The following is a 21283-nucleotide window of genomic DNA, read 5'->3' on the forward strand; positions in this document are numbered from 1 at the left end:
AGGCAGAATTTCAAGGTGTCTGCACAAGCAACGCTGCCGGTACGCATCCATCAAACTGCGACAGATATCCCGATAACCCGCCTGGATCGCCCCTATAATGCGGTTACAACAACTTACAAAGACGACGCCAGGTGCGACGCGCTCCGGCTCCGTGCGAAGGGATTGTACGACACACCATGAAACTCGTTCACCTCACCCGCCTCGCTTTTGCCTTTTCTGCCACACTCACACTGAACGGATGTCTGGACAGCGGCAACAGTTCCGGGCCAGACGATACGCTCACAGGGCAGATACATTTCAACGGCTTGAGTGGCATTCGCTATCAAACCAGCAGCCAGAGTGGAACCACCAACCAGGACGGGCAGTTTCACTACTACCCGGGCGAAACCCTGACACTTCAGGTGGGCAACCTTGTGGTGGCCGAAGGCGTACCGGCAAGACCCTACATCAGCTTTCTGGAATTCATGGAAGAACCCAGGGCAAAGCTTCAGAAACCGGGGGTTGATGAACGCCAGCTCAGCAACCATGCCGTTACAGAGAGTGAACTCCGGCAACGCGACGACATCACCAACCTGACCCGTTTTTTGATGGCGCTCACCTGGTCCGACGCGCTTGAAGAGAATCAGGGGCTCGAGATTCGCGGCCGCGTTGTCAGCCAACTTGATGCAGCCCTTGCTGACCCACAGCTACCCGACACCATTGACTTCAGCCTGCCCACTGCCGAGTTCACCGCACAAGACTCTGCCGCCAATCGCCTGCTGGCCCAAATCTGCTTTTTCCCGGAAGGTGATGAGCTGTGCCAAAAACCACCAACGCTGGCAGAAATCGGATCAGCCCCGCCCCGCCCCACTGCTGGCGAACCTGACCCGGACATCGACTACCGGGAAGATTTGCTGGCTCTTAGGGAACGAATTCTCGGGGGAGCACGCACCCTGGACATATTCGACAACGAGCGCGCGGACATCTATCTGAAGCAGGAACTGGACGCCATCACTCGTGCGCTCTCGCGGCAATACTATTTGTCGCCGGAGCAGGCCAAGCATCCTGCCACTGATACGTCCATTCAGAGCGTTCAAATAAGGAAAGTGGGCGGCGAGCCCTCGCTGGCACGTATGGAGGCCCAAAGCACCCGCCCGAACGATGTCTATATTCACGCCCACGACTGGCAGAGCGCGTCTGCCGATTACGTGGTAACCGGTGAGGCAGGCGGTGAATCCGAATTGCTGATCAATTTTCAGCCCGATGATAACTACCGGTGGGTTCGCAAAGAGATTCGAGTGCTTATCGACTGATCAGCCGGGTCACAGACCAGCGCGACTCGGCGCCGGTTGTGTCGAAGCGGGAAGCTTCGAGGCCCTCAGTACCATGGGGAAGACACTGGTCAATGAACAGGTGATCGGCAGGTGCCCGGGATTCATTGTGGCGCGCCAGATCAATGATAGTGGCACTCTTTAAAGGCTGGCAGGCTGCATCCTGCATCACCATCACGCTCGGCCAAAGGCGCTTCTCCACTGCGTGCGATACCACCATACCCCGGCGGCCGTCCGACAAAGCCACCAGGGTGCCGGTGGGATACACACCCACCGACTGGATAAACGCCTCGACCAGATCTTCCTGAAACTCAATGTTGCGCATGTCGTAAAGCAGGGTCACTGCTCTGGCCGGTGTCATCGGCTGCTGTTCGCCACGGGGCGCAATCATGGATTCAAAAAATTCTGCCAGCCCTGCAATTTTCGCCAGCAGCGGAATCCGGTCTCCCTTGATTGCCCGCGGAAAGCCGGAGCCGTTATGGCGCTCGCGGTGATTCTGCACCACGCTCATGACGGCCCGTGACAACCCTGCGTGTTCCAGCATATCGCAGCCGCGCTGAACATAGCTTCGGTAGCTCTCGTACTCCTCTGCCGACAGTTGATGCTCCCGCAACAGCAAATCCCTGGGCAGTGCGGTTTTCCCGACCTGGGACAACAAACAACCAATACCCAGGTGGTTCAGCAAGCCCTCGTTCAGCCCAAGCTGCCGCCCGCATACCAGCGCCCACACAGCGGTATTCAGCGCGTGGCGATACACAAAGTCATCGTGTTGGCGGGTACGACTTAACCAGAGCAGTGCGTGTGGCTGGCGCGCGACACTGTCGACCATCTTGCGGGTAACATCCACCGCAGGCCGAAGATCCGGCGCATGGCCAGCCTCAATCGCAGAGAACACCCGTGCCAGTGCCGCTTCTGCATCTATCAGCAGTTTTCTGGAGGCTTTGACCTCTTTTTTCAGTGGTGTACGGGCCTCATAAGATACCGGCTCCCGGATGCTCAGAGGCGGCAGTTGCAACGCTTCGCGCCCCGCTCCCCGGTCTGCACCCCGGCGATGGAACAGGCGCACCGATCCCTGCTCGTTATCCAGCGCTTCGCGGGTTTCGGCAACATCGATCATCACCCATCGGCAGTGGGAGCTGACAGCCTTGAGGTCGTCCTCGGAACGAAGATAGAAGCCCTGAATGGGGAATGGCGTCTGGTGCCACGGGCGATCGAGATCGGACACAAACATACCGATTTCCAGATCATGCACCGCAATCCTTTTCTGACGAACGCCCACCATACACCTCGGCAACAACAGTTATCTGATAATGGCCAGTTTGCCACGCTGAGCACCAGACACCATTACGTTTGCGTAGATAAAGGTCACCATAGAGCAACACTTGGTAACGAATAGCATCAACAAGCAACGAAATGTAGCAATGAGACCTGGCTCACAAGAACGCAAGTCAATCCCTGCAGGGCGCCTGCTCGAATTCGGGAAGGCGGGCAGCAAGCGAACCCCGGGGCACCTTGCGGGCGTAAACGGTATAAGCCACAGGCGAAGCGCGCAGGTAGTCCATGTTCACGGTCTCGCCGCCCTGGCTGATTTCCGCCCGGGCGGGGCGGCACGACACCAGCAGATCAAACTGGCCGCCGAGATCCGCCACTCGATTGCCCGCACCGGCGGCTGGAATAACAAGGCAGGCATCACGCTCCGTGGCCTCACGCCCGCTATCGGCAGCTACATCCAGGCCGGTGCCGCCGCATGCAGCAGGTCCGCTGGCACAGTTGCCAAAGCTGTCGTGGGTGCTGTCAGAAATGCGCCACACCCGATCACTGCACTGGGTTTCCAGCTTGATCGTTGTGGCCTTGTTGCTCACGGGCCACCAGGCCGGGTACTCGGCGCTCTGCCAGTGTAAACGAACCTTGCGTTGCTCCCCCGCGGAGTTCTCCGCAGGAAACATGGCGTAATGGGTATAGTAGCTGGCACAGCCAGACAGCGAAAACGCGACGGCTGATACCAGTGCGGATGTGTACAAGAATCTGATCATTGAAACTGCTAACCCTTCCCTGATCTTCGGCTCCATTATCCCTATGCCGTCACTAATTTCTGCAGACTGATCGCCACTCTGGCGCTCTCGATTTTCGGAATCCTCAACCTTGAGCACCGAGCAGAGCAATATACGGGATGCTTTAATCCGAGTCGTGGTCAAATTGCAGCCCGAAACCTTCGGGCGCCTTGCGAACCACAATCATGCTCAGCACTGGCGCCGGAATCGGCAACCCCTGAACCTGCACCTTTACCTTGTCACCGATTGCTGGCGCAAATGACTGCTCACCTACAACGACAAACACTCCACCATCTGAAATATCCCGGGTATCAAAAACAAATTCCCCAAGCTGATCGTGAGCCAGTTTGACCCTGGCGTTCATGGCGGTGCGAATGTGCTCTCTGCGATTGCTGTCTGGCATGCACGGACATCCTGCTGATCTTTGGCGTTATTTTAGCAGTAGAGAATAGCACTTTTTCTGCAGGAATATCTCGAAGTGAATATTGACACGCCCACTCAATGCAATGAGAATGGTTGTCGTTTTTAGATGATCACAATACTGATTGTGAGTAACCATTGCATAAAGCTTCAGTTAGAAGGATCGGAACCATGCGAATGAAACTTGCCGCAACCGCAGCGATGGCGCTTGCAGCCCTGCCTCTGAGCGCCAATGCCGACGGCGAAGTTAATATTTATTCCTATCGCCAGGCTTATCTACTCGAGCCACTACTGAACGCGTTCACCGAAGAAACCGGTATCGACACCAACGTTGTGTTTGCCAAGCAGGGCCTGGCCGAACGTCTGGAGCGCGAGGGTCGCAACAGCCCCGCAGACGTTGTGATGACCGTAGACATCTCCCGCATCAACGAGCTGGTCGAAAAAGACCTGGTTGCCAGCGTAGATACAGACACGCTGCACAAGAATATCCCCGAAAACCTTCGCCATCCGGAAGGCAAGTGGTACGCCCTGACCACCCGTGGCCGCCTGATTTTCGCCTCGAAAGAGCGGGTAAAAGAAGGTGAAATCACCAGCTACGAGCAACTGGCAGACGACAAATGGGAAGGCCGCATCTGCACGCGCAGTGGCAAGCACCCTTACAACATCGCCCTCTTCTCCTCGATGATTGCCCATCATGGCGAAGCAGAAACGGCCAAGTGGCTGGAAGGCCTGAAGGACAACCTGGCCCGCAAGCCCCAGGGCGGCGACCGTGACCAGATCAAAGCCATCGCCGAAGGCGTGTGCGACCTGTCCATCGGTAACAGCTACTACTACGGCAACATGCTGAAAGACGACAAACAGCGCCCGATTGCCGAGCAGGTGAACCTGGTCTTCCCGAACGCCGATGGTCGCGGTACTCACGTGAACATCAGCGGTATTTCGCTGACCAAGAGCGCTCCGAACAAAGACAACGCCATTAAACTGATGGAATTCCTGTCCTCGCCAGAAGCCCAGCGCATCTACGCGGAAGCCAACACCGAATACCCGGCCAACCCGGACGTAAAACCGTCTGGTCTGGTTGCCGAATGGGGTGACATCCACCCGGATGACCTGTCTTTGCAGGAAATCGCCAATAACCGCGAAGCAGCGGTAAAGCTGGTCGACCGTGTTGACTACGACGGCTAACCAAACGCCATCGTCAGAAAAAGGGTGCCTTCGCGGGCACCCTTTTTTCGTTTAAAACCGCAAAGATGACGCCAATCATTGCAGAGAACCTACGCACTATCTAAAATCGCAACACTTCTCATCATTACTACGCAAACAGGATCAGCATGACCGAGGCCGTTTCCAGTGCCAACCCAGGGTTAACACAACCACTTCTGGCCAAGCGAACCTCCAAACGCTGGCTGATCAGCGCCATTGCCACCACAGCCATCGTTGCACTCCCGGTTCTTTCGGTGCTGTTTCTGGCATTCTTTCCCGAGGAGAACATCTGGCCGCACCTGATTGACACCACCCTGCCCCGTTACCTGATCACTACCATCCAATTAATGGTCGGCGTTGGCATACTCACTCTGGTGATCGGTTTGGCCACTGCCTGGGCCGTGACCATGTGTGAATTTCCCGGGCGGAAGTTTTTCGAATGGGGCTTACTACTCCCCTTCGCCATCCCTGCCTACGTAATTGCGTATGTTTACACCAGCCTGCTGGACTACGCAGGGCCTGTGCAAGTCGCCATGCGAGACTGGTTTGGCTGGAAAAACGCCACCGAGTACTGGTTTCCGGAGATCCGCAGCCTCGAAGGCGCCACCCTGATGATCGGCCTGGTGCTCTATCCTTATGTGTACCTGCTGGCTCGCGCCGCGTTTCTCGAGCAGTCCCCGTCTTTGTTTGCTGTCAGCCGCAGCCTTGGTCATTCCGCTCTCAGCACTTTTTTCAAGGTAGTTCTGCCCATTGCCCGGCCAGCCATTGCCGTTGGCCTGTCACTGGTACTGATGGAAACCCTGAACGATTTCGGCACCGTGGATTTCTTTGCTGTGCAAACCCTGACCAGAGGCCTGTTCGACACCTGGATGAACCTGGGCAATCTGGGAGGTGCCGCACAGATCGCAACCACCATGCTCATGTTCGTGGTCATCCTGGTAACCCTGGAGCGCTACTCGCGCCGCAGGCAGCAACAGTATGCAGCCAGGGATAACCGCGATCCCATCCGCCGATTCACCATGTCTTTCCCGCGTCAGATGATCTGCGTGGCCGTTTGCGCCTTCCCCCTGGTGTTCGGCTTTATCGTCCCCGCAGCCGCTCTGGGCTATTACGCCTGGGACTACTTTGACGAAAGCTGGAACCCGGTTTTCATTCGTAACACGTTCAACAGCCTGTTTTTGTCCAGCGCGGCGGCACTCACCACCCTGGTGATCGGCGTAACCCTCGCGTATAGCCGCAGGCTGCACAATACTCGTGGAATGCAGGTACTAATGCGGCTCTCCAGCCTCGGCTACGCCATGCCAGGGGCCGTGCTGGCCGTTGGTGTGATTGTGCCACTGGCCGGGTTCGACAACTGGCTCGACAGCCTGATGCGGGACTACTTCAATGTCAGTACCGGTCTATTGCTCAGCGGCACTGCCTTTGCCATGATTTTCGCTTATACAGTGCGCTTTCTGGCGGTCTCTGCAGGCAGCGTGGAAAGCGCCTTGCAAAAAATTACACCCAGCATGGATATGGCCTCACGCTCACTGGGCCATACCCCGGGCAAAACGCTGATCAACGTACACTTGCCCATGCTGCGCGGCACCCTGCTAACCGCGGCATTGGTGGTGTTCGTGGACTGCATGAAAGAACTACCGGCAACACTGATATTACGCCCGTTCAACTTCGACACCCTGGCAACCTATGTTTACCAGTTCGCGTCCGACGAACAGCTCTATCACAGCGCCCTGCCCGCACTGATCATCGTCATTGCCGGGATTATCCCGATCATCCTGATGAACCGCTCCATTTCCAACTCCCGCGCCATGGCATAAACACCACAAAAAAAGACCCGGCATCCTGGCCGGGTCTTTTTGCATTGCGAACACTGTCAAAGGACTATTGCCAGATCACCGGCTGCTTTTTGGCATACCAGCTGTCCACCCGGGCCTGGTAGGCGTCCTCAACCACATTGCGCTTGAGCTTCAGCGTGGGAGTCAGGAAGCTGTTTTCAATAGACCACTCATCACTTACCACGGTAATGAAGGCCAGTTGCTCGTGGGGGTCTACCGTCTTATTGATGTCTTTGATCAGCGACTTGAAGCTCTCCTCAAGCTCTTTTCGGAAAGCCTCGTCTGCGGCTTTCGGGCGAATTTCCTCACCCAACACTACCAGAGCGTGGGGTTGTGTCTGGTTTGCACCCGACACGCATACCATTTCGATGGCTGCATGCGACATCAGCTTGTTTTCGATGGGTGCAGGCGCAATGTATTTGCCTTTGCTGGTCTTGAAGATTTCCTTGATGCGCCCTGTCAGTTTCAGCCGACCCATCTCGTCGATTTCGCCCTTATCGCCCGTCTTCAGAAAGCCGTCTTCGGTAAAGGCCTCTCTGGATTTTTCGTCGTCTTTGTAATAGCCCATCATGCTGGCCGGGCTCTTCACCAGCACCTCGCCCTGCTCGCTGATTTTCGTCTCAACACCCGGCAGGGACTCACCCACATAGCCGGTGCGCGTGCGCCCCGGCTTGTTCATGTGGGAGTAGGCGAAGTTCTCAGACATGCCATAGCCTTCGAGCAACTCAAGGCCCAGGTTGCGATACCAGTCGAGCACATCGTTAGATAGTGGCGCTGAACCCGAGCCCGCCAGTTTCACTTTGTCCAGACCCAAGCCTTTGAGCACCTTCTTCTTGATAACCTTGTTCAGGACCGGAATCTTCAGCAAACGTTCCAGCTTCTCTTTTGGCAATTTTTGCAGCACCCCATGCTGGAACTTCACCCACAGCCGCGGCACCGACAGGAACAGCGTTGGCCGCGCCCGCTGCAAGTCCTGAACAAAGGTATCGAGGGATTCGGCAAAATACAGCTGGAAACCGGAATACAGAGAACCCAGTTCAACAAACGTCCGCTCGAACACGTGTGCCAGTGGCAGGTACGACAACATCCGCTCGCTGGGGCCAACGCCAAGCGTTTCGATACCGCCCGCCGCCGCAAAGGCCATATTGTTGAAGCTGAGCATTACGCCCTTGGGCCGACCGGTGCTACCGGAGGTATACACAATAGTGGCCATTTCGTCGGGATCGCGTTCGACCCGGCCTTCCAGAGGTGGATACTTGGCAACGATATCGTCCCAGGTCTCGAAATTGTTGGACGGGCTGAGCGGATAGGAAATACAACGCACTGACTCCGGCACACCCGGCTTCATCATGTCCCAGTCATCCAACTTGCCTACAAACAGCACATCGCACTCGGCGTGGTTCAGGATGTAATTCACGGTATCGGCATTCAGGGTGGGATACAGCGGCACGGATACATGCCCCGCCATCCAGATAGCCCAGTCGGTCATGATCCAGTGGGCACAGTTTTTCGAAATAAGACCGATGCGGCTTTTTTCAGGCAGATTCAGGGATTTCAGATAAGCAGCCATGCGGCGCGCTTCGTTAACGGCGCGCCCCCAGGTGTACTCAACCACTTTGCCGTGGCCAATCGGCTGCGTCATGTACAGAGAATCCGGGCTGCTGGATTCCCAGTGGTAAACCATCTCCAGCGGTAGCTTTTTAGTTGTATCCATGGACCTTCCTGTTTTGTCGTTATAGTTTGAGCTTTACTGTTCAGCCTTCGGGCATTATTAGACTTTGGTAGAGTATTTCAACACATTCCAGTCAATCAAAACGTGACGAGGACAGAATAATCAAAAACTTCACATTTTCATGACATCAGCCGCCGAAAACTGCATTGCGGCTACCCCGTATAAGGCAAGCCTGTGTTAGACTTGCGAACTTTGAATTTTGATCCTCCGGCCCTGCCGGAACACTATTAACCGACTCGGAGTTGGATACATGGCCAAGAAGTCCCTGCGCACCCTGATTGGCGCATCGTTGCTGGCAGCGGCCAGCCTGGTTCAGGCTGACGAGCCCCGCGTTGTTGCCATTACACAGATTGTAGAGCATCCCGCACTGGACGCTGTCCACCAGGGCGTAAAGGATGAACTGGCCGAACGCGGCTACCGTGATGGTGAAAACCTTCGCCTGATGCACGAAAGCGCACAGGGCAACTCCGCCATTGCGTCACAGATTGCCCGCAAATTTGTGGGTGAGAGCCCGGATGTGATCGTGGCGATTGCCACGCCGTCGGCACAAACGGTTGCTGCTGCAGCCCGTAAGACTCCGGTGGTCTTTGCAGCGGTAACCGACCCGGTCGCTGCCAAGCTGGTGAAAAGCTGGGAAGCCCCCGGTGCCAACATCACTGGCGTGAGCGACATGCTGCCAATCGAAAAGCACCTGGACATGCTTCAGCGCGCGGTGCCCGATGCCAAGCGTATCGGCACGGTATACAACCCGGGCGAAGCCAATGCCGCAGCCCTGATTGAACTGCTGGAAGAGCGCCTGCAGGCTCGCGGCCTGGAACTGGTGAAGGGTGCAGCCACCAAGACCTCTGAAGTGCTGGGCGCCGCCCGCTCGCTGGTGGGCAAGGCAGACGCCATCTACCTGACCACCGACAACACAGTGGTCAGCGCTGCAGAAGCCGTAGTTTCTGTGGGTGAACGCGCCAAGATTCCGGTATTCGCCGCAGATACGGCAACCGTAGAGCGCGGCGCCGTTGCCGCTCTGGGCTTCAACTACTACAACCACGGCCGCCAGGCTGGTGCCATGGTTGCCCGGGTACTTGAAGGCGCAGGCACCTCAGACATGCCGGTTGAAACCATGGAAGAACTGGATCTGTTTGTAAACCCGGCTGCTGGCGAGCGCATGGGCACCACCCTGCCCCAGGCCCTCATCGACGACGCCAAGGAAGTCATCGACAGCAACAAGTAACGCCTTACCTACACGGGCGGACCCCACAAGGGCCCGCCCGTTTCCTTTCACGGTGACACATTACCCATGCTCAGCGAAATCGCATTTTATGGTGCCCTCGAAACCGGCCTGATTTACGGCCTTGTTGCATTTGGCATCTACCTCTCTTTTCGAGTTCTCGACTTCCCGGACCTGACCGTTGACGGCAGCTTCCCACTAGGCGCCGCTGTTGCGGCCGTACTGATTATTGAAGGCTGGAATCCCTGGCTGGCTACCGGCTGCGCCGTTCTGGCAGGCATGGCCGCAGGGGCGGTAACCGCCATCCTGAACGTAAAACTGAATATCCTGAACCTGCTGGCGTCAATCCTGACCATGATCGCCCTCTATTCAGTCAACCTCCGGATTATGGGCGTGCCCAACGTGGCCCTGCTAACCGAAGAAACCGTGCTCACCCCCTGGTACGACCTGGGGCTCGAGTTCCACCAGGTGCCGGTCATTCTGTTCACACTGGTTACGCTGGTTTCGCTGGTTCTACTTTGGCGCTTCATGAAGTCCGAAACCGGCCTGGCCATGCGCGCGACCGGTGCCAACCCACGTATGGCGCGGGCTCAGGGCATTGCGACCGGCGGCATGATTATCCTGGGCGTTGCGGTTTCTAACGGCTTGGTGGGCCTGGCGGGTGCACTGTTTGCACAGAGTCAGGGCGCAGCCGATGTAACCATGGGGGTCGGGGTTATCGTGATTGGCCTGGCCTCTCTGATTGGCGGTGAAGCCGTGATCACGCCTTCTACCGTTGTGCGGGCTCTTCTCGCTTGTGTGGTGGGCGCAATCATCTACCGACTGGCCATTGCCTTCGCCCTGAATGCCGATGTGCTGGGGCTGCAGGCTCAGGATTTGAACCTGATTACCGCCGTGCTGGTTACTCTGGCCATTGTTTTGCCGGGCGTGCGCAGCAAGCTCGCCAGCCGTTTTACCCGCAAAGCCGCCTGAGGAGGCCATATGATCAGTGCATCCGATCTGAGACTCACCTTCGGCAAGGGAACACCGCTGGAAAACCCCGCCCTCAGGGGTATGAGCCTGACTGTAAACCAGGGCGAGTTCGTAACCGTTATAGGCAGTAACGGCGCGGGCAAGTCTACATTTCTGAACGCCCTGGCCGGTGAAGTATTGGTAGACAGCGGCCAGATTATCGTCGACAACCTCGACGTTACCCGCCTGCCAACCCACAAGCGGGCCGCACGGGTAGCCCGGGTATTCCAGGATCCGCTTGCCGGCACCTGCGAGAACCTGTCGATTGAAGAAAACCTGGCTTTGGCGATCAAGCGGGGTCAGCGCCGTGGCCTGACCACCGCCGTGAAGCGCCAGTACCTGGGACAATTCCGCGAAAGTTTGTCGACGCTGAAGCTCGGGCTAGAAAACCGCCTGGGCGACAAAATGGGCCTGCTTTCCGGCGGCCAGCGCCAGGCGGTAAGCCTGCTGATGGCCAGCCTTACACCTTCCAGCATATTGCTGCTGGACGAACACACGGCTGCACTGGACCCGAAAACGGCCAACTTCGTGCTGGACTTGACCGAACAGATTATCGAAGAGCAGAAGCTCACGGCCCTGATGGTCACCCACAGCATGAAGCAGGCGCTGGAGGTCGGCAGCCGCACGGTAATGCTGCACCAGGGCCAGGTAGTGTTCGACATTGAAGGCAAGGACCGTGACGGCCTGGAGGTAAAAGACCTGCTTGGCCTGTTCGAGAAACAGCGCGGCCTGCAGGTAGACGACGACAGCCTGCTGCTGGGCTGATGCGGTACCTTGTATTGTGATCTGAAAAGCGGGGGCGCCAAGCTCCCGCTTTTTTGGTTACAGACACCACACCCGTAATGTTCCGACCAATTATTAACCACAAGATATAGTGAACCAGCCTGGAATTGCGTGCTGGCGGGGCCTCCCGGCTTTGCAAGGCTATTTCCATTGATTTTCTTAGCCGCGAACTCCACTTCAATAGTTGCTCTCTTATTCACAGAACACTATATCCTGTTATACTTCACGGAAATTAAGCCCACATATAGGGCCGATAGCCAACATCTACCAGATGTCAATCGGTAGAAAAGCGGGCTACACCAAGGCCTGAAACACGTATCAGCAACAAATTCCGGCCATGAGCAGCAGTATTCCAACGAAGACCTACCACAACATATAGTGGCAGGCATCGGCTGATGGCCAACACAGTACCCAAACGCAGAACGACACAGCGCCAGAGACGGCGCTTTCGAACCGAGACAGACTGAAAACCGAGGGTGGCAATGAACGCTAAGGCACAGGCAGTGATCAACACGATTCCCATGCAGGAAGCTTCGCTGGATATCTGGAACAGCAAATACCAGCTGAAAACCAAAACCGGCGACGCCGTCGACAAGGACATCAACGCCACCTACGAGCGCGTGGCCAAAGCCCTTGCTGAAGTAGAAAAGAAAAACGTACGCGACAAGTACATGAAGGAATTCCTGTGGGCCCTGCAGAACGGCGCCATCCCCGCCGGCCGCATTACTTCCAACGCCGGTGCCGAAGCCCACAAGCCGGCCACCTCCACCATTAACTGCACGGTGTCTGGCACCATCGACGACTCGATGAACGACATTCTGGAGAAAAACCACGAAGCTGGCCTCACCCTCAAAGCCGGCTGTGGTATCGGTTACGAATTCTCTACCCTGCGCCCCCGGGGTGCCTACGTGGCTGGCGCCGGTGCCACCACCTCTGGCCCGTTGTCGTTCATGGACATCTTCGACCGCATGTGTTTCACCGTATCCTCTGCCGGTGGCCGTCGCGGTGCCCAGATGGCCACCTTCGACGTACACCATCCAGACGTCATCGAATTCATCCAGGCCAAGCGCGAAGACGGCCGCCTGCGCCAGTTCAACCTGTCTCTGCTGATCACCGAAGATTTCATTGAAGCCGTACGCAACGGCGACGACTGGCACCTGTCCTTCCCCGTTACCCAGAAAGAAGCCGATGACGAAGGCCTCAACCTAGCCGACGCCAACCAGTTCGTGTACCGCGATTTTCCGGTACAGGAAGGCTACGTGGTGAATGCCGAAGGCAAAGTCGCCTGTCGCATCTACAAAACGGTGAAAGCCCAGTTTATCTGGGACACCATCATGACTAGCACCTACGACTACGCCGAACCGGGCTTCATCCTGATCGACAAGGTCAACCAGATGAACAACAACTGGTTCTGCGAAGACATCCGCGCCACCAACCCCTGTGGCGAGCAGCCCCTGCCCCCGTACGGCAGCTGCCTGCTGGGCTCGGTAAACCTGACCAAATTCGTGGACTACCCGTTCACCGAAAAAGCCAGCTTCAACTACGAGAAGTACCGCAAAGTCGTCGGCACTTTCACCCGCATGCTGGACAACGTAGTTGAAATCAACGGCCTGCCGCTGGCCGAGCAGCGCCACGAGATCACCTACAAGCGCCGCCACGGCATGGGCATTCTGGGCCTGGGTTCCACCCTGGCCATGCTGCGCATGCCCTACGGTTCAGACGAATCGGTGAAGTTCACCGAAGAAGTGGTTCGGGAAATGGCGGTAGAAGGCTGGCGCCAGTCCCTGGCCCTGGCCGAAGAAAAAGGCCCGGCGCCAATCATGGAAGACGACTTTGAAGTAACGCCGAAAATGCTGAACAAGTGCCCGCAACTGGCCGAAGACGGCATCAAGGTGGGCGACAAGGTTAAAGGCAAGGTACTGCACGCCAAATACAGCGCCTACATGAACCGCATTGCCGACGTGGAGCCGGAGCTGGTGGCCAAGCTGGCCGAGAAAGGTGGCCGCTTTACCCACCACACCTCCATTGCCCCCACCGGCACCATCAGCCTGTCGTTGGCCAACAACGCCAGTAACGGCATTGAGCCGAGCTTCTCGCATCACTACGCCCGCAACATCATCCGTGAAGGCCGTAAAACCAAAGAGAAGGTCGACGTATTCAGCTTCGAGCTGCTGGCCTACCGCCACCTGGTCAACCCGGGCGCCATGCCGTTCTCCGACGAGGAAGACAAGAAGCTCCCGAGCTACTTCACCACCTCCGACGACGTAACGCCCACCCAGCACGTGGACATTCAGGCAGCGGCCCAGAAGTGGGTAGATTCCTCCATTTCCAAAACCGCCAACGTTCCGACAGAATTCCCCTACCAGGACTTCAAGGACATCTACCTGTACGCCTACGACAAAGGCCTGAAAGGCTGCACCACCTTCCGCTTCAACCCGGAAGCCTTCCAGGGCGTACTGGTAAAAGAGAAAGACCTTGAGAACACCTTGTACGAGTTCACCCTGGACGATGGCAGCAAAGTGACCCTGCGCGGTAACGAACAGGTAGAATACGACGGTGAAACCCACACCGCCGCCAACCTGTTCGATGCGCTGAAAGAAGGCACTTACGGAAAGTACTAAACCGGGAACCGACAAGCAGGACTATTAAAATGACCGTAAAAATCAGTAATCAGATCGTCGGCTACCGGGTGAAGAAAGCCGACACCGAAAATACCGAGCAGCAGGCACCGGCCAGCACCGATGCCAAGCCGGTACAGATGAATGAAAACATCGAACGCCCGGACTTTTTACTGGGCACCACCTACAAGATCAAACCGCCGGTGGCGGAGCACGCGATGTACATTACCATCAATGACATCCTGCTGAACGAAGGCACCGACCACGAAAGCCGGCAGCCGTACGAAGTGTTCATCAATTCAAAGTCGATGGAACACTTCCAGTGGGTAATCGCTCTCACCCGCGTAATCTCTGCGGTATTCCGCAAAGGCGGCGACGTAACCTTCCTGGTGGAAGAGCTGCGCAGCGTATACGACCCCAACGGCGGCTACTTCAAGAAAGGCGGCGTGTTCATGCCCTCCCTGGTGGCCGAAATCGGCGCCGTGATCGAGAAGCACCTGAAAGCCATCGGCCTGCTGGAAAGCGACGAACTGAGCGAAACCACCAAGCGCATCCTGGCGGAAAAACGCGCCGAGTTCGAAGCCACCCAGAACAAGGCCACCAACGACGACACCAGCAGCGACTACCCTGCCAACGCCACCATGTGCGGCAAGTGCAGCACCAAGGCGGTAATCGTAATGGACGGCTGCGCCACCTGCTTGTCTTGTGGCGACAGCAAATGCGGTTAAGGTGATCGACCGCTGAGTAACAAAAGGCCTGGTTGCGGAAGCTGCCGGGCCTTTTTTTCGGCCCTTCGGCGATGCGACGCTTCGTTATTGACGGAAATGAGACTGCGTTGATATTACTAATCGGAATCTGACTTGCTTCTTTTTTTCGATTGTAGTTACATGATATTTCGGACTTTTTGAGCATCGATGGTAAGTTGGCGTGTAATATCGATGCGTAATATTGAAGTGGTCAGAAAGACGTAATCGTGAAGGCTTCTATCTAATCAACTGTTATGTGTTTTGGTGAAAGTCTGATTACGATCCAAGGCAAGCATTAATATCAAATTTTTCATTTAATTCATCATAAATGGGAATTATAGAATAGCTGGATATAAAACTGTTATATAAATCTAGGTGCACTTAATGAGCCAGAATATTGCAATCCTCATAGGAAACACAAAATATGATGAGTTATCGACGTTAGACTGCTGCGCGAATGATGTTCATCAAATGCGCGAGTTGCTATTGGCAACTAAAAAATTCAGTAGAATATTGGATTATGTAGATAAGCCAGTTGACTTAGTTAAGGATGAACTCAGAGAGTTGGCGGAATCTGGTGATGGATTTGAAGAGGTTTTTTTGTACTTCTCTGGCCACGGCCTCTCAAACTCCGATGACTTTTTCATGTGCTTTTCAAATTTTAAAGAGTCTTCACCCAATACCACTGGTCTCTCAAGAAACGATGCATTTGAATTGATTCGCCAGTTCCAGGCAGAGTTATCAGTGGTTGTTATAGATGCATGTGAGGCTGGTCGTAATTTAATCAAAAATCATGTAACTCCCCTGTCATACGCTCTGAAGAATAAGTTTTCCAACTTCGTTCAGATCTCCTCTTGCACAGAAATTCAGTTTTCACTTGCGGGGGACAGAATCAGCCTTTTTACCGATGAATTTATCAAAGCCTGTTTGAATAAAGAGAAAGGTCCCGTTTATTATTCCGATGTTGAGAGCGCTCTTCGAGATGCTTTTTTAAGCCACTCCAGTCAAACACCGCATTTTATACGGCAGGGCACTTCGCAAGAAAAATTTTGCACCGATGCCACACACCTAAAAGGTTTTCGAGAGGCTTTTTTGGTGGTACCCGGTACCGACAGTAACCAAGCAGTGGCACCACCAGCTACAGAATTTGCTTTAGCAAAAGAGGCTATTGAAAAGATGGAATCATTGATTCCAACGATGGCTGAAGCGCAGGAATTTATCAATGGCGTTTTCGAGTACACTCTAAGCGCCTCAGGGACAACACCGGAAATCAATGATTTTTTTGATATTCGAACTGTACAATACGATGACTTTGAACTAGTCCAAAATAAGCGTTCAGTGATTGATCTTCTGACGCGTCGAGGTGGATCGGATTCATTTGTCGAGAGCGACGTTGAGAAAACGAAACGGCGGCATCCATTTGGTATTAGCGCAGCAATAGCTGCATTAACATCCGAAGATGAATATGATACGACTTATAATATTTGGAATCATAGCAAGTTGAAATCCGTTCATGTCGGTATTTATTTTGAGCCAAAATCTATGGCTCTAAATCGGATTTTTTCCGAGATAGTTTTTCTGCCACGCTTAACTGAGTGCTTGATCTTGACGTGCAACTCTTATGAGAAGAGATCCAGTTGGGATTCATTCAACGAATTCGATGGGACAAAAAAATGGAAATGGTCTCACCACTCTTGGTTTGATGATCCTTCCGAAGTTGCGGAAGCCTATGTATCAGACCCCTATAACTTCACAAAAAGATATGTGTTTTCATTTAGTGAGGGCAACACATAACAATGCCAGTCACGGCGACGTCTACTACATTGCGGCTTCGCCTTCATTTCGTAGCCGCGCATGCTGGCTAGCGTTATGTGAATGGATAGTATGAAGCTCGAACCAATCAAATATGAAGATCTCAATGCAAAGGCGAAGGAAACTTACAATTTCCACAAAATTGCTGCGATACTGGCCGATTATGGGTACAACAGTATTTGGTTAAGTAACGACTGGAATGGAGCCGATTTCATCGCTGTTCATATTGATGGAGTTTCCGACATCAAAATACAGCTAAAGGGGGGCGTCTCGTTTGCCCAAAAGTATAGAGGTAAAAACCTATACATTGGCTTTATCGAGCAAGGTGATTTATATCTCTATCCACATGATGATGTGCTAGAGCAAGTAGAGCCAGTCATCTCTGATAAAAAGTGGATTGAAAAAGGAACATACTTCCAAACTAAAATCACAAGTAGGTTTATTGATGTCTTGGCACCATACAAAATACGCAAAATCACATAACAATCCAATGCACGCGGAGCCAGCTACGTTGCGCAATTATTTGTGGTGTCGCTACGCTCCTTTATACCACAAAAATTGCTCCACTCCGCTGGCCCGGTGATTAGGGCGTTATTGGTCCTGGCTTTCTTCATTTTTGGCTGGGTTAGTGCCAAGGCCTTGGCATCGGGTTTGGCTGTAAAGCCGCATACGTGGGTGATGGCCAAGGCCGGAAAAGTCGCTGTCGGGTTTGGGAGCAAAACTCATCCGAAGTTTTGTTATTCATGGCGTGCCCCAGTTTTGGGGCCGTTCGATTTAAACGGTAATCGGGCTGGCACTGTTTGCGCTTTGGTTCCTTTCGCCATCCGTCGGGTTGGTGCAAGCTGTTCGGGAGAGGGCGTGCAGCGTTGGGTGTCATGTGAGACCTTGGTGGTGACCGGCCACTAACCAGCCGGTCAACCGGACGCCAAAAGCTAGTAGCTTTTGGTTCCCTCCGCTTGCGCTCCGGCGCCGGTTACCATCAGCGTTAGGCGAAACCAATACATCATGATGAGCAATCAATGAATAGAATATTTATTTCGAGCACCTACAGCGAGAGGGAATTTGCTGATAATTTGGCAGAAAGGCTCCGTGGTCATGGGCTGAACCCTGTATATGATGTTTTTGAAGCAGAGCTTGCCGAAGAATGGTTGCACCATGTTCTTTATAATGTGGAATCCTCGGATGTTGTATTGTTGTTAATGCCTGAGCATGATTATGAGAGCAAGTGGATTCATCGTGAGATAAATAAAAATATAAGATATAAACTGAAAAGCCGGAATATTCTTGTGATTCCTGTTTATCTAGGCAGGCGAAAGTTCTTGCCTTCCTTGAGTGATCAGGTTTCATTCTTCATTGAAAATCAAAGTTATAGCAGCTCCACCAAAGAATATTCAGAAAAATCCATTGAGAAGCTTGTTACCTATCTCTCAAACCTGCCAAAAGTAAACTTCGAGCTTTTAGATCCAATGGATTTCGAGCTCTTAATAGTAGAGCTACTAAAAAAGTTAAGATTTTTCGATATCGAAAACCAGCATATTGGTCGAGATATGGGTTTTGATATTTCAGCAAAAACCAAAACAAGAAACCCTTTCGGTGGCGTCAGCTATATCTATTGGGCGATAGAAATAAAGTACAACAAAAACTCGCGCGCCGACATCAGTTCTCTTAAAAAACTAAGCTACTATCTTGAGGATAGAAGCTTGGATGTAAATGGCGTATTGATTACCAATGGCCAGTTGACGTCTACAGCTCGCGAATGGCTGGAATTTAACGAAAAAGAAAAGAGAACTTCTATAACCGTTGTTGATGGGGTTAAGTTAAAGCAGCTTATATTGAAATATCCCCAATTAGTCGAAAGATTTTTCGGTGGTAGAGGTGATCAATGACACAGATCACCGACATGGTAACGAGATTGAATGCCGTTCCTCCAGGGAGAGCTGGCTGGGCAGAGTTCGAGGAAATATGCACTGAAATACTGACTTTTCTTTTTGTGCCGCCTTTGTCACAACCAAAAATACAACCAAGATCTTATTCGGGGATCGACAGGAGGGACGCTGTTTTCCCAAATAGACAGGATCTGGGAGACAACGTTTGGGCAAAAATATATCGTGAACTTGACGCCAGGTTAGTACTCTTCGAGTTTAAGAACTACGACAAAACAGAAATCGGAAAGGAAGAAGTAAATCAGACTAGGAATTATCTCAATAAGGCTATGGGTCGCCTCGGAATAATTTGCTCGAACAAGGATCCTGAAAATCAGGCACATATCAAGAGAAATACTATTTATTCTGAAGAAGGCAAAGTGATTCTTTTCATTGCAAAAGATAAACTGGAAGAGATGCTTTATATCAAAGAAAGGGGCGATGATCCGGGCGATCTAATAATGGACGAAATAGAATGGTTCTATTTGCAACACGAATAGCGCCTAACAAACGCAGGCACAAAGACAAAAATTCCGCTGCGCTACATTTTTTCCTGTGCTGCGGACGTTAGACGGCAGATCTTTTTTTAGGGGGTATTTGTGGAAATAGACCATAACTCTTTCCTTGAACAATCTTTCTCCGCCTTGAAGGATGGAGATGTTCAATTATCACATAACACTCTGATGCAGCTAGCAGAACAGTTGTCGGCGTCATCTTCAGATAAAGACAAAATACTTTCTGATTATTTGGCTTGGCGCTCGCTGCGGGTCTTTGACTTCAGGAAAATAGATGAGCCTTTGAACAAATTAAAGGCGAAAGAAGAGGGTGATCTGGCCGAGTTGAATCGGATTTTTGAAGATCTGAGAGAGAAATATAGTGACTTATTCCTATATTTTAGCGAGATAGAAGAAATTACCGACCTTGGGCCGATCTTTAGGTCAATAAAGCGCCACGGGCCTGAGGAATTTTACTTCGAGCTAAAGAAAATATACGACAATTGGGACTTTGGTGACACCGAGCTAAAGGATTCTCTCACGGATTTCGCCGCGAAATTAGAGAAACAGCTGTTTTATTATGATGGCCTGAGGCCAGACGGCGGTCGTAATCTGTATAAAATGAGCGCACGAGTCGGTTCTGTCAACCTCGGTGAGTACTGGAAGTATGTTGTGCTTATGAGACGCCGGCCGCAAATGTTAGATACTTTGAAGGCTATCAAGTCTTACTGTGTAAAAATCCCCAAGCTAGCTGAAGGTCTTAGAGAGGTCGGAGGAACGGCCTATTTAATAAAGGCTGAGCATGCCCGAGCTTGTTCGGATTTTATTAGTGCAACTTATGATGATGTGAATAAGATCGTATCTGGTGAAGTCAGTGATCGCTCTCAGATTGGTAATTCCAGGCAATAGTAGCTGCTCCACAAATTTTCCGGTATATATGAATGCGAGGAGTCTAACAAATAAGGATAGGTCGCGCACCGCCGCGACCTGATCCGGTGTTGGACGAGCCCGGTGCTTCATTATTAAGGAAATAGCGGCGGAGAACTCAGAGGTGCTTTGGCCCTGGCTTTGGGCGGCCTCTTTTGTCAGGCCAGAGTTACCCGGGGCCGCCGGTGAAGCTGGCAGCCGGTGTGCCCTGGTCGTGGTGTCATAAGGTGCGTTGGCTCCTCCCGCTTGAGTACGTGTCGGATGGTCGGTAATTTATGCTGGCCATCGTCGCCGAATGACTGGCCACCGGCAGGGTTGGCGCCAGACCGTGAGGCTCATGGGCTGGCCACAACAGGGGCAAGCGCGTTGCTTGCGGGGTTGGCTTACGGTTGCCATCGACGGTAGCGTCACGCGGAGAAGCAACTGCAACCGGTGTAGCGTCTTGCGTGCCCCGCTGTGCAGAAAACCGTATTCCCGCACCCGTCGCAGCCCCTTTGGCAAGACGTGCTGCAAGACTCGCCAGAGGAATCGATCCGCCGGTTCCGTCAGGGTCTGCCAACACTGGGTCTGGCTGTCCCGGTAGCGGAAGGTCACCTGTTCGCTATCGTAGGCCACGATATTCGGCTCCCGCAGCACCCCGCGATAGAGGTAACGGGCCAGATAAGTCAGCGCGTGATCTCCGCGCCCGACCTGCTCACACTGGGCGATCCAGTCCCGGGGAATGGCGTCCGGCAAGGCAAAGCCCTGCTTGCGCATTCGGTCGAGGAACTTGGCGCGGAACACCCGGGCCAGAGCCCGGCCATTGAACAGGTACTTTCCGGCCCGGCGTTGCCAGCGAGATCCGGTCAGCCCGCCGCCGGGGATCACGATGTGGACATGGGGGTGGAAGGCCAAGCGCCGGGAGTGGGTGTGCAACACCCCCACCAGCCCGAGTTGGTTGCCCAGGCGTTGATCGTTGCGGGCAAACTGGTTCAGGGTCTCCCGGGCAACCTGGAACAGGGTGTGACAGGTCCACCGAAGATGATGCCAGGCAAAGCCCCGCAACTGGACTGGCAGGGTGAAGGTCACCAGGAAATAGTCCACCGGCAGCAATTTCTGTCGTTGCCGCTCCAGCCACTGGCGGTTGGTGCCGTGCTGACAGGCCGGGCAACTGCGATGGCCGCAGGACGGATAGGCCTGTTGTCGCTGCTGACAGGG

General features: G+C 53.7%; 18 protein-coding genes. 13 read left to right on the forward strand and 5 right to left on the reverse strand.

Annotated elements, in window-relative coordinates:
• Window positions 1-176 precede the first annotated feature (176 nt).
• Window positions 177-1292: an organic solvent ABC transporter permease gene (locus C7H09_RS14000; RefSeq protein WP_106763701.1), complete on the forward strand. Its 1116-nt coding sequence runs from the start codon at window positions 177-179 to the stop codon at window positions 1290-1292.
• Here the strand turns inward: C7H09_RS14000 and C7H09_RS14005 are convergent.
• The 3 genes from C7H09_RS14005 to C7H09_RS14015 all read right to left on the reverse strand — a co-directional run bounded on the left by C7H09_RS14005 (window position 1282) and on the right by C7H09_RS14015 (window position 3764).
• Window positions 1282-2592 carry an HD-GYP domain-containing protein gene (locus tag C7H09_RS14005; protein WP_276309324.1) on the reverse strand — a complete coding sequence of 437 codons (1311 nt, stop codon included), beginning with the start codon at window positions 2590-2592 and terminating at the stop codon, window positions 1282-1284. The two genes, C7H09_RS14000 and C7H09_RS14005, sit on opposite strands and share 11 nt — an antisense overlap.
• 166 nt (window positions 2593-2758) lie before the next feature.
• Entirely contained in the window at window positions 2759-3343 is a 585-nt protein-coding gene (locus C7H09_RS14010) for a hypothetical protein (RefSeq protein ID WP_106763703.1), read from the reverse strand.
• 142 nt (window positions 3344-3485) lie between these two features.
• Window positions 3486-3764: a PilZ domain-containing protein gene (locus tag C7H09_RS14015; protein WP_106763706.1), complete on the reverse strand. Its 279-nt coding sequence runs from the start codon at window positions 3762-3764 to the stop codon at window positions 3486-3488.
• Window positions 3765-3952: 188 nt separating this feature from the next.
• Between C7H09_RS14015 and C7H09_RS14020 the strand changes: the two genes are divergently transcribed.
• Both C7H09_RS14020 and C7H09_RS14025 read left to right on the forward strand, forming a co-directional pair.
• Window positions 3953-4966 (forward strand): Fe(3+) ABC transporter substrate-binding protein, encoded by a 1014-nt coding sequence (locus tag C7H09_RS14020; protein WP_106763709.1) that lies wholly within the window; start codon window positions 3953-3955, stop codon window positions 4964-4966.
• A 146-nt stretch (window positions 4967-5112) separates the two neighbouring features.
• On the forward strand, window positions 5113-6801 hold the full coding sequence (locus C7H09_RS14025) for an ABC transporter permease (RefSeq protein ID WP_106763711.1): 1689 nt from the start codon (window positions 5113-5115) through the stop codon (window positions 6799-6801).
• Window positions 6802-6865: 64 nt separating this feature from the next.
• Here C7H09_RS14025 and C7H09_RS14030 read toward each other — a convergent pair whose 3' ends face one another.
• Window positions 6866-8533 (reverse strand): AMP-binding protein, encoded by a 1668-nt coding sequence (locus C7H09_RS14030; RefSeq protein WP_106763713.1) that lies wholly within the window; start codon window positions 8531-8533, stop codon window positions 6866-6868.
• Window positions 8534-8801: 268 nt separating this feature from the next.
• Between C7H09_RS14030 and C7H09_RS14035 the strand changes: the two genes are divergently transcribed.
• From C7H09_RS14035 to C7H09_RS14080, 10 genes are all read left to right on the forward strand, one after another.
• Window positions 8802-9776, forward strand: a complete 975-nt coding sequence (locus C7H09_RS14035; protein ID WP_106763715.1) for an ABC transporter substrate-binding protein — start codon at window positions 8802-8804, stop codon at window positions 9774-9776.
• A 66-nt stretch (window positions 9777-9842) separates the two neighbouring features.
• Entirely contained in the window at window positions 9843-10745 is a 903-nt protein-coding gene (locus C7H09_RS14040) for an ABC transporter permease (protein ID WP_106763717.1), read from the forward strand.
• Window positions 10746-10754: 9 nt separating this feature from the next.
• Complete coding sequence (locus tag C7H09_RS14045) at window positions 10755-11549, forward strand: ABC transporter ATP-binding protein (RefSeq protein WP_106763720.1); 795 nt, start codon at window positions 10755-10757, stop codon at window positions 11547-11549.
• Between the two features lie 500 nt (window positions 11550-12049).
• Complete coding sequence (locus C7H09_RS14050) at window positions 12050-14188, forward strand: adenosylcobalamin-dependent ribonucleoside-diphosphate reductase (RefSeq protein ID WP_106763722.1); 2139 nt, start codon at window positions 12050-12052, stop codon at window positions 14186-14188.
• A gap of 29 nt (window positions 14189-14217) precedes the next feature.
• On the forward strand, window positions 14218-14913 hold the full coding sequence (locus tag C7H09_RS14055; protein ID WP_106763724.1) for a TSCPD domain-containing protein: 696 nt from the start codon (window positions 14218-14220) through the stop codon (window positions 14911-14913).
• Window positions 14914-15315: 402 nt separating this feature from the next.
• Window positions 15316-16725, forward strand: a complete 1410-nt coding sequence (locus C7H09_RS14060) for a caspase family protein (RefSeq protein ID WP_106763726.1) — start codon at window positions 15316-15318, stop codon at window positions 16723-16725.
• 90 nt (window positions 16726-16815) lie between these two features.
• Complete coding sequence (locus C7H09_RS14065) at window positions 16816-17226, forward strand: hypothetical protein (protein WP_206074332.1); 411 nt, start codon at window positions 16816-16818, stop codon at window positions 17224-17226.
• 536 nt (window positions 17227-17762) lie between these two features.
• Complete coding sequence (locus tag C7H09_RS14070; RefSeq protein ID WP_106763730.1) at window positions 17763-18629, forward strand: TIR domain-containing protein; 867 nt, start codon at window positions 17763-17765, stop codon at window positions 18627-18629.
• Window positions 18626-19165, forward strand: coding sequence for a hypothetical protein (locus tag C7H09_RS14075; protein WP_106763732.1), 540 nt, complete (start codon window positions 18626-18628; stop codon window positions 19163-19165). The genes C7H09_RS14070 and C7H09_RS14075 overlap by 4 nt, the downstream gene beginning before the upstream one ends.
• Before the next feature lie 99 nt (window positions 19166-19264).
• On the forward strand, window positions 19265-20068 hold the full coding sequence (locus tag C7H09_RS14080) for a hypothetical protein (RefSeq protein ID WP_133166238.1): 804 nt from the start codon (window positions 19265-19267) through the stop codon (window positions 20066-20068).
• A 291-nt stretch (window positions 20069-20359) separates the two neighbouring features.
• Here C7H09_RS14080 and C7H09_RS14085 read toward each other — a convergent pair.
• Window positions 20360-21283, reverse strand: a 924-nt coding sequence (locus tag C7H09_RS14085) for an IS91 family transposase (protein WP_106761970.1), incomplete at its 5' end; no start/stop codon positions are given.

This window comes from Marinobacter fuscus, from assembly GCF_003007675.1.
In the GTDB taxonomy this organism is placed as follows: Bacteria; Pseudomonadota; Gammaproteobacteria; order Pseudomonadales; family Oleiphilaceae; genus Marinobacter; species Marinobacter fuscus.

Coding starts and splice junctions, on each gene's coding strand:
- C7H09_RS14035 (WP_106763715.1), top strand. CDS start 8,802: ATGGCCAAGAAGTCCCTGCGCACCCTGATTGGCGCATCGTTGCTGGCA.
- C7H09_RS14010 (WP_106763703.1), bottom strand. CDS start 3,343: ATGATCAGATTCTTGTACACATCCGCACTGGTATCAGCCGTCGCGTTT.
- C7H09_RS14045 (WP_106763720.1), top strand. CDS start 10,755: ATGATCAGTGCATCCGATCTGAGACTCACCTTCGGCAAGGGAACACCG.
- C7H09_RS14000 (WP_106763701.1), top strand. CDS start 177: ATGAAACTCGTTCACCTCACCCGCCTCGCTTTTGCCTTTTCTGCCACA.
- C7H09_RS14065 (WP_206074332.1), top strand. CDS start 16,816: ATGAAGCTCGAACCAATCAAATATGAAGATCTCAATGCAAAGGCGAAG.
- C7H09_RS14030 (WP_106763713.1), bottom strand. CDS start 8,533: ATGGATACAACTAAAAAGCTACCGCTGGAGATGGTTTACCACTGGGAA.
- C7H09_RS14070 (WP_106763730.1), top strand. CDS start 17,763: ATGAATAGAATATTTATTTCGAGCACCTACAGCGAGAGGGAATTTGCT.
- C7H09_RS14040 (WP_106763717.1), top strand. CDS start 9,843: ATGCTCAGCGAAATCGCATTTTATGGTGCCCTCGAAACCGGCCTGATT.
- C7H09_RS14020 (WP_106763709.1), top strand. CDS start 3,953: ATGCGAATGAAACTTGCCGCAACCGCAGCGATGGCGCTTGCAGCCCTG.
- C7H09_RS14025 (WP_106763711.1), top strand. CDS start 5,113: ATGACCGAGGCCGTTTCCAGTGCCAACCCAGGGTTAACACAACCACTT.
- C7H09_RS14055 (WP_106763724.1), top strand. CDS start 14,218: ATGACCGTAAAAATCAGTAATCAGATCGTCGGCTACCGGGTGAAGAAA.
- C7H09_RS14050 (WP_106763722.1), top strand. CDS start 12,050: ATGAACGCTAAGGCACAGGCAGTGATCAACACGATTCCCATGCAGGAA.
- C7H09_RS14015 (WP_106763706.1), bottom strand. CDS start 3,764: ATGCCAGACAGCAATCGCAGAGAGCACATTCGCACCGCCATGAACGCC.
- C7H09_RS14060 (WP_106763726.1), top strand. CDS start 15,316: ATGAGCCAGAATATTGCAATCCTCATAGGAAACACAAAATATGATGAG.
- C7H09_RS14075 (WP_106763732.1), top strand. CDS start 18,626: ATGACACAGATCACCGACATGGTAACGAGATTGAATGCCGTTCCTCCA.
- C7H09_RS14005 (WP_276309324.1), bottom strand. CDS start 2,592: ATGGTGGGCGTTCGTCAGAAAAGGATTGCGGTGCATGATCTGGAAATC.